This window comes from Vibrio sp. 1180_3, from assembly GCF_029478545.1.
Taxonomy (GTDB): domain Bacteria; phylum Pseudomonadota; class Gammaproteobacteria; order Enterobacterales; family Vibrionaceae; genus Vibrio; species Vibrio aestuarianus.
The window spans coordinates 1-1,975 of record NZ_SJFM01000103.1 but is presented as its reverse complement, the minus strand read 5'-3'; the positions used below and the strand labels follow the sequence as shown (position 1 = coordinate 1,975).

Below are 1,975 nucleotides of genomic sequence, written 5' to 3'. Positions count from 1 at the left end.
CATAACAAGCAATTCAAGTGGATTCTCAACGCGTGGCAGTTTTACTATGCGTTAGGTAAAGTGTTTTACGGTGCAATGCAGCGGCTTGGCCAGTGCGTTGTTCACCACTTAATTGGGCGTTATGTGTCTGATATTTCGGAATTGTGAGGTAGTTGTTAGATGGATAATTTAATAGAAATAAAGCAGTGGAAAGATGTTGACGATGATTCATGGCGAAATCTGTTATTAGGAAATGGCTTTAGTATTGGAATTAGTGATAAGTTTCATTATTGGACTTTGTTAGATAACGTTAAAAAGCTCGGAATCAAAATGTATCCGCATGCCCAAGAGATATTTGAGAAGGTAGATACGGTCAATTTTGAAGAGGTTTTAAGGATTATTTACCATGCATACATTGTTAACTTTTACAATCTCGATGCAATAAAGTCGCTATATCTGAATGTTAGAAAATCGCTAATAGAAGCTGTAAATGCATCACACGTGACCTATGGCGGTGTACCGGCACTAAATATAAACGCTCAGCTTAGGAAATTTCGCTCGATATATACGACTAATTATGACTTAATTCCTTATTGGTCAGTGATGAAATCCAATAGTGACAGTTTTTGTGATTTTTTTTGGAACAAAGCGTGTGTCTTTAATTTGTCTGACACTAAAATAATTGGTTCTAAATCAGCCTTATATTATCTTCATGGTGCAATACACCTTCAAGAGTCACCTGACGGTTACACATTTAAGGTTACAGCGACCCAAGAGACATCGATCTCTGAAATTATCGATGAGTCAGGCTTCAAAGACACTCCATTGTTTATTTCTGAAGGTAAATCTGAATTCAAGTTAAGGCGCATACGCTCAAACGATTACTTGAATTTTTGCTACAACCGATTTTCAAAAGCGCCAGGTAACTTTGTTGTTTTTGGGCATTCACTAAGCGAGGACTATGACGCTCATATTTTGAGTGCTTTAAAGGAAAATAATGCTGAAAAAATCGCCATTAGCGTGTTCACAGGGATGGAGGACAAAGATAAATCTAAGTTTATCAATGAAGTTCAAACCTACTTTCACGGTTCAAAGAAAGAGATTGTATTCTTTGATTCTAGCTCCCATCCTTTAGGGCAGGTAAACACATAACAAAGCATTTAAGACGGATTCTCAACGCTTGGCAATTTCAGCTTGGGTCGGCTTTAGTGCTGAATGTGGCAAGGTTTAGGCTTAGGTGGTCGCGTTGTTCACCACTTAATGCGGCGTTATGCGATTCAAAAGTATGGAAGTAAAATGTTAGAAATAGAAAAGGTTAACGAGTCAAATATTGAGGAAGTTAAGAATGTACATTTAGCCGATGAACAGGTTAAATTTGCGGGTACTTCTGAAGAATTTATATCTAGTGCGAGTGAGACAATTCATTTGCATGCCATAAAAAGCAACGGTGCAGTAGTGGGTTTCTTCAAGCTAGATGTTGCTTATTCTTCTGATTATGAGTTTTGTCCGAAAGACGGGCTAGGCTTAAGAGCTTTCGCTATCGACATCAACTGCCAAGGTCAAGGGCTAGGAACGGAAGCGGTTAAGGTTCTTTTCCCTTACTTAAAAGCACACTACTCAATGTTTAACTGGATTTACCTGACAGTTAATTGCAAAAATCCAGGGGCTAGAGTGTGTTATGAAAGGGGTGGCTTTGAAAATACTTCTGAGCAGTACTTGGGTGGTTTAGCGGGTCCCCAGTACATAATGCGCGGAAAAATCGCATAACAAGCAATTTAAGAGGGATTCACAACGCTTGGCGGCCTCACTTCAAGTCAGTTAAGTGTTTATGGCACAATGCGTTAGGTTTGGGTGGAGGCGTTGTTCACCCCTTAATTGGGCGTTAGCTGGGGTTAAGAAAAACGGTGAATTTAGGGTGGAAAGGCTTTGGGTTTTCTAGCTACACACCGGACAAATCTCAGTTTCTCAACTATCTCGCCAGTGGCACTTTTCGGGA

At 39.6% G+C, this 1,975-nt stretch carries 2 protein-coding genes; both read left to right on the top strand.

Features of this window, described 5'->3' with window-relative positions; translation table 11 throughout:
- Positions 1-159: 159 nt before the first annotated feature.
- Complete coding sequence (locus EYW48_RS20995) at positions 160-1,131, top strand: DUF4917 family protein (RefSeq protein ID WP_277433027.1); 972 nt, start codon at positions 160-162, stop codon at positions 1,129-1,131.
- Between the two features lie 144 nt (positions 1,132-1,275).
- Positions 1,276-1,746 (top strand): GNAT family N-acetyltransferase, encoded by a 471-nt coding sequence (locus EYW48_RS20990; protein ID WP_277433028.1) that lies wholly within the window; start codon positions 1,276-1,278, stop codon positions 1,744-1,746.
- The last annotated feature ends 229 nt before the right edge of the window (positions 1,747-1,975 follow it).